Origin of the sequence: Streptomyces sp. NPDC059371 (assembly GCF_042751995.1) — a bacterium.
Lineage (GTDB): Bacteria > Actinomycetota > Actinomycetes > Streptomycetales > Streptomycetaceae > Streptomyces.
Genome location: NZ_JBHYXD010000035.1, coordinates 73,942 through 80,229, shown reverse-complemented (window position 1 = coordinate 80,229; position 6,288 = coordinate 73,942). Strand labels below are relative to the sequence as shown.

Annotated in this window: 4 protein-coding genes, 2 tRNA genes and 1 pseudogene; 1 reads left to right on the top strand and 6 read right to left on the bottom strand. The window is 68.3% G+C overall.

Annotation, left to right across the window (positions count from 1 at the left end; all coding sequences use genetic code 11):
- Positions 1-170: 170 nt before the first annotated feature.
- From clpX to ACFXGX_RS21115, 5 genes and pseudogenes are all read right to left on the bottom strand, one after another.
- Positions 171-1,454, bottom strand: a pseudogene (gene clpX / locus ACFXGX_RS21135) (ATP-dependent Clp protease ATP-binding subunit ClpX); the annotation flags it as partial.
- A gap of 160 nt (positions 1,455-1,614) precedes the next feature.
- Entirely contained in the window at positions 1,615-2,295 is a 681-nt protein-coding gene (locus tag ACFXGX_RS21130) for an ATP-dependent Clp protease proteolytic subunit (RefSeq protein WP_384793331.1), read from the bottom strand.
- Positions 2,296-2,412: 117 nt separating this feature from the next.
- Entirely contained in the window at positions 2,413-3,018 is a 606-nt protein-coding gene (locus ACFXGX_RS21125) for an ATP-dependent Clp protease proteolytic subunit (protein ID WP_060897745.1), read from the bottom strand.
- A gap of 690 nt (positions 3,019-3,708) precedes the next feature.
- Entirely contained in the window at positions 3,709-5,088 is a 1,380-nt protein-coding gene (tig, locus tag ACFXGX_RS21120) for a trigger factor (RefSeq protein ID WP_384793328.1), read from the bottom strand.
- Positions 5,089-5,288: 200 nt separating this feature from the next.
- Positions 5,289-5,365, bottom strand: a tRNA-Pro gene (locus ACFXGX_RS21115).
- Positions 5,366-5,516: 151 nt separating this feature from the next.
- Here ACFXGX_RS21115 and ACFXGX_RS21110 point away from each other — a divergent pair.
- Positions 5,517-5,590, top strand: a tRNA-Gly gene (locus ACFXGX_RS21110).
- A gap of 216 nt (positions 5,591-5,806) precedes the next feature.
- Here the strand turns inward: ACFXGX_RS21110 and ACFXGX_RS21105 are convergent.
- Positions 5,807-6,001, bottom strand: coding sequence for a hypothetical protein (locus ACFXGX_RS21105; protein WP_384793325.1), 195 nt, complete (start codon positions 5,999-6,001; stop codon positions 5,807-5,809).
- Between the last annotated feature and the right edge of the window lie 287 nt (positions 6,002-6,288).

The following is a 6,288-nucleotide window of genomic DNA, read 5'->3' as shown; positions in this document are numbered from 1 at the left end:
CGATGGGGCCGCTCGGTGCCCGCGTCCGCTGGATAGACAAGGCGCGGGGCCGCCCGCACCCCCCCCCCCACAACACCACCCCCCCGCCCGCGGGCGCCCGCACCCCCCCCCCGCGGGGCGCCGGGCGAGCCCCCCCCGGGGCGCCCCTTCGTTCGTGGTGCGGGGGCCGCCGCCGTCTTCTGCTCGCCCGGGCCGCCGCGGCGGGCGTCCCTCGGGATCAGGGTCGGGTTGACGTTGCGCAGGACCACGTCGGCGGTGATGACGACGCGGGCCACGTCCTTGCGGGACGGGACTTCGTACATCACGGCCTGGAGGACTTCCTCCATGATGGCGCGCAGACCGCGGGCTCCGGTCTGGCGCAGGATGGCCTGGTCCGCGATGGCTTCCAGGGCCTCACGCTCGAAGTCCAGCTCCACACCGTCGAGTTCGAAGAGACGCTGGTACTGCTTCACCAGTGCGTTGCGCGGCTCGACCAGGATCTGCAGGAGCGCCTCGCGGTCCAGGTTGTGGACCGAGGTGATGACGGGGAGACGGCCGATGAACTCGGGGATCATGCCGAACTTGACCAGGTCCTCCGGCATGACCGCCTCGAACTGGTCCTTGGACTCCAGCTCGCGCTTCGAGCGGATCGTCGCGCCGAAGCCGATGCCCTTCGCGCCGGCCCGGGACTCGATGAGCTTCTCCAGGCCCGAGAAGGCACCGCCCACGATGAACAGGACGTTCGTCGTGTCGATCTGGATGAACTCCTGGTGCGGGTGCTTGCGTCCGCCCTGCGGCGGCACCGAGGCCGTCGTGCCCTCGAGGATCTTGAGCAGGGCCTGCTGCACGCCCTCGCCGGAGACGTCGCGCGTGATCGACGGGTTTTCGCTCTTACGGGCGACCTTGTCGATCTCGTCGATGTAGATGATCCCGGTCTCGGCCTTCTTGACGTCGTAGTCGGCGGCCTGGATCAGCTTCAGCAGGATGTTCTCGACGTCCTCGCCGACGTACCCGGCCTCCGTCAGCGCCGTCGCGTCGGCGATGGCGAACGGAACGTTCAGCATGCGCGCGAGGGTCTGGGCGAGGAGCGTCTTGCCGGAGCCCGTGGGGCCCAGCAGGAGGATGTTGGACTTCGCCAACTCGATGGCGTCCTCGCGGTTCTGGCCCGTGCTGTTCTCACCGGCCTGGACGCGCTTGTAGTGGTTGTACACCGCGACGGAGAGGGCCTTCTTGGCCGACTCCTGCCCGACCACGTACCCCTCGAGGAACTCGTAGATCTCGCGGGGCTTGGGGAGTTCCTCCCAGCGCACCTCGCTCGTCTCCGCGAGTTCTTCCTCGATGATCTCGTTGCAGAGGTCGATGCACTCGTCGCAGATGTACACACCGGGGCCTGCGATGAGCTTCTTGACCTGCTTCTGGCTCTTGCCGCAGAACGAGCACTTGAGCAGATCGCCGCCGTCACCGATGCGTGCCACGGTGTGCTTCCCCTTCGCCTGGGAGTCGCCTGGATCCAGCGGCTCCTGGTGCTGCCTTATGTCCGACGGTACCTTGCCGAGCCCCTCGTTCGGGCCCCCCTTGGCGCGGTTCACTTTGTCGTGAACCGCGCCAAGGAGCGGCAGACGATACAGCGATACGTCACACGACCGCGGAGTTGTTCATCTTCCGGGTGGAAATGATCTGGTCGATCAGGCCGTAGGCCAGCGCGTCCTCGGCCGTGAGGATCTTGTCGCGCTCGATGTCCTCGCGGATCTTCTCGATCGGCGTGGTCGAGTGCTTGGCCAGCATGTCTTCGAGCTGAGCGCGCATCCGGAGGATCTCGTTCGCGGCGATCTCGAGGTCCGAGACCTGTCCGCGACCGGTCTCACTGTAAGGCTGGTGGATCAGCACACGGGCATTCGGAAGTGCCATGCGCTTGCCCGGCGTACCGGCGGCCAGCAGGATCGCGGCGGCCGAGGCGGCCTGGCCCATGCAGACCGTCTGGATGTCCGGCTTCACGAACTGCATGGTGTCGTAAATGGCCGTGAGGGCCGTGAACGAGCCACCGGGGCTGTTGATGTAGACCGAGATGTCGCGGTCGGGGTCCATCGACTCCAGGCACAGGAGCTGCGCCATGACGTCGTTGGCGGAGGCGTCGTCGATCTGCACGCCGAGGAAGATCACACGCTCTTCGAACAGCTTCGCGTACGGGTCGTACTCGCGCACGCCCTGCGAGGTGCGCTCGACGAAGCGCGGGATGACGTAGCGGGACTCCGCGCGAGGACCGGTGTACTCGGCCTGCGTGCGGGCGTAGAGGCCGCTGCCGGTGAAGTCGTTCACTGTGTCTCCTGAAAAGCCTGAAAAGGGCTGAGCGGTCGGCTGAGGGCCCGCTGGGGGCCTGACCCCACCCGAGGGCGGGAAGAGGGCCCGCGCCGCCCTCGGGGGCGCTGGAGGGGCTTACGCCGCCCCGGTGCCGCCGCCGCCCGGCATGCCGGCAGCGGTGGGCATGATGTCGTCGATGAGGCCGTACTCCTTGGCCTCGATCGGGTCGAACCAGCGGTCGCGGTCCGAGTCACGCGTGATCTGCTCGACGGTCTGACCGGTGTGGAAGGAGGTCAGCTCCGCCATCCGCTTCTTGGTGTGCAGCAGCCGCTCGGCGTGGATCTTGATGTCCGACGCGGAGCCCGCGAGACCCGCGGAGGGCTGGTGGATCAGGATCTCGGCGTTCGGCAGGGCGAAGCGCTTGCCGGGCGTACCGGCGCTGAGCAGGAACTGGCCCATCGAGGCCGCCATGCCCATCGCGATCGTCACCACGTCGTTCTTGATGTACTGCATGGTGTCGTAGATCGCCATGCCGGCCGTGATCGATCCGCCGGGGCTGTTGATGTAGAGGTAGATGTCCTTGTCCGGGTCGGAGGCAAGGAGCAGCAGCTGTGCCGTGATCTTGTTGGCGATGTCGTCGTCGACCGCCTGGCCGAGGAAGATGATCCGCTCGCCGAGCAGTCGGTTGTAGACCTGGTCGCCGAGGCCACCGCCGATAGGGTCGCCGGCAGCTGTGGGCATCAGATTCGTCACGTATCCACCTGCTCGTCTTGCGACGGCGCCGGGCCGTCTCACGTCTTCTGCAGGGGCCTGGGACCCCGGGTTCCGCGCCGCCTCCCGACGGCGTCCGGAGACTCCCCTGCCCTCGTATTCATGGACCCTAACGCGCGGGTCCCTCCGGGGAATCCCGCAGAGGGAACTGTTCGCTGTGAGCGCATGCGCCGCGTCGGCTCCACCAGGGCTCCGGGCGCCCTTGTCCACCGGCTCGGGGCCGTTCCAGGCCCCCTCGAAAGGCCGCACCCGGTGGGGGCCCGGGGGCCGGGACGCGGCCGCGGCACGGTGGGGGTCGCCCGCGCCCTCCCTGCACCCGCTCGGGGGCGTGGCGGGCACCCTCGGAAGGCGGCACCCGCCCGGGGGCCGGGACGCGGCTGCGGCTGCGGCTGCGGCTGCGGCTGCGGCTGCGGCTGCGGCACGGTGGGGGTCGCCCGGGGGCAGTCCCCGTGCCCCTGGGCAAGCCGGTGGGGGCGCCGGGCACAGAAGTCCTCGGCGCTCCTGGGCACACCGAGGGAAACCCTCGGAGTGAAGCCCGGCGCCTTCGGGGACACGACTGCGCGCCCCCCGGAGAGAGGTTCCCGGGGTTCCTGGAGACGCCGACGGGCCCCCGGGGACATGAAGTCTCCGGGGGCCCGTCCAGGATTACGAGCGAGGCGGTCAGGCCTCGGTGGTCTCCTCGGCCTCGGCGGCGTCGGTGGCCTCGACGGTCTCGGCCGTCTCGTCCTCCTCGTCGTCCAGGTCGACGATCTCGCCGTTGGTGTCCTTGACCGTGGAGGCCTCGACGACGACCGCGAGGGCCTTGCCGCGGGCGACCTCGCCGACGAGCATCGGGACCTGGCCGCCCTCGACGACGGCCTGGGCGAACTGGTCGGGGGACATGCCGGAGGAGGCCGCGCGACGCATGAGGTGCTCGGTGAGCTCCTCCTGGTTGACGTTCAGCTTCTCCCTGTTGACGAGCTCGTCGAGGACGAACTGCGTCTTGATGCCCTTGACCGCGGCTTCCTTGGTCTCGGCGTCGAACTCTTCCTCGGTCTTGCCCTGGATCTCCAGGTACTTCGCGAGGTCGAGGCCCATCTGGCCGAGCTGGTGGTGCTCGAGGTTGTGCTTACGGGTGTTGATCTCGTCCTCGAGCAGCTTCTCGGGGACGGGCACCTCGACGAGCTCCAGCAGCTTCTCCAGGACGCGCTCCTGGGCCTGCGTGGCCTGGTCGTACTGCTTCATGTTCTCGAGGCGCTTGCGGCTGTCCGCCTTGAGCTCGTCGAGGGTGTCGAACTCGGAGGCGAGCTGCGCGAACTCGTCGTCCAGCTCGGGCAGTTCACGCGCGGCGACCTGGGTGACCTTGACGGTGACCTCGGCCTCCTTGCCGGCGGCGGAGCCACCCTTGAGCTCGGAGGTGAAGGTGGTCTCGCCACCGGCCTCCAGGCCCTTCACGGCCTCGTCGATGCCCTCGAGCAGCTCGCCGGAGCCGATGGTGTACGAGACACCGCTGGCGACACCGTCCTCCAGGATCTCTCCGTCGACCTTGGCCTCGAGGTCCAGGGTGACGACGTCCTCGTCCTGGGCGGCGCGCTCGACCGGGGAGGTCGAGGCGAAGCGCTCGCGCAGGTCGGAGACGGCCTTCTCGACGTCCTCTTCGCTGACCTCGATGGCGTCGACCTCGACCTCGATGCCGGAGTAGTCCGGGATCTCGATGGCCGGGCGGACGTCGACCTCAGCGGTGAAGTTCAGCGTCTCGCCGTCCTTCAGCTCGGTGATGTCGACCTCGGGCTGGCCGAGGACATTCAGCTCAGCCTCGTTGACCGCTTCGGTGTAGAACTTCGGGAGCGCGTCGTTGACGGCCTCTTCGAGCACGGCGCCGCGACCGAACCGCTGGTCGATGACGCGCGCCGGGATCTTGCCCTTCCGGAAGCCCTTCACCGTGACCTGCTGGTTGATCTTCTTGTACGCCGCGTCGAGGCTGTCCTTGAGCTCCTCGAAGGGCACCTCGACAGTGAGCCGAACCCGAGTCGGGTTCAGGGTCTCCACGGCGCTCTTCACGGTTCGGTCTCCTTGTGGCTGACTTCTTGGGGGGTTCTGCTGCGTGCCGCTGCCGACCAGGCAGAGGCCTGGGCGGCTTCCGCGGCCCTTGAGAGACGTAACAGTGCAGACATACGGGCACGCAGCTTGCATAGTAACCGCAGGCGGTACACGCCCCAAAAGGCGATCTTGTCCGGGCGGATCCTGCGCGGCCCTGCCGGTGGTCGGGGTGGCGGGATTTGAACCCACGGCCTTCCGCTCCCAAAGCGGACGCGCTACCAAGCTGCGCCACACCCCGTCGGTGCGACACGTAGGGTACATGCCCGCAGGCAGTGCGACCGCAGCATTTCGCGAGCGCCGACGCGGACGGGAACGGGGTGTGCGTTGCGGGCCGTCGACCCGCTACGATGCATTCTGTGCCGCGGTCGCTGACCTGCGGCGCGTGCTGTGCGGGCGTAGCTCAATGGTAGAGCACTAGTCTTCCAAACTAGCTACGCGGGTTCGATTCCCGTCGCCCGCTCCAGAAGACGTAGAGCCAGGCCGGAGGATGGATTCTCCGCCTGGCTCTCGTCGTTTCCGGGGAGGGCTCTCCGGTCCGCCGGGGTTTTGCGTTCGGCCGCCGGAGTTTCAGGCGCGGTGATGTACGCGGACGGCGCGCGTGGTCGCCGGCGTGCGCCCGGCGCGGGCCGCTCGGCGGCTCTCCGCGATCCGGCGAAGGGCGCTTTTCGCCGCGTCCCGTTCAGAAACTGATCGAGTTGATGGTCTCCGCTATCGAGTCGAGAAACCGGTGGATAGAGGGAGCCATACCGGTCGACGCGAGGAAGAAGCCGAAGAGCACCGCGACGATGGCGGGCCCCGGCTTGATGGATCCCCCTCGGATCAACACCACGAGGATGATCGCCAACAGCAGCACCACTGACAGCGAAATGGCCATAACTGATCACACCCTACGGTCGGTCCGCTCTCCCGGCCCGGGGGTGCAGCCCCGCACACCCCCGCCAGAACCATCGTGCCACCAACCGGCCACTCCTATGCGACAGGTGACGCATCGTTGACCGGGTCCCGACCCCGGAGTGAGCCCGCGTCCCACCCGGGCCACGCCGCCCCGCCCCGCCCGGGCCGCACCGGAGCACACCGGGGACACTGCCCCGCGACGCAATTCGACAGCGCCTCTCACAGCAAATTCTCAGCGACCGTTGCCATGTCCACACATCCTGTTCG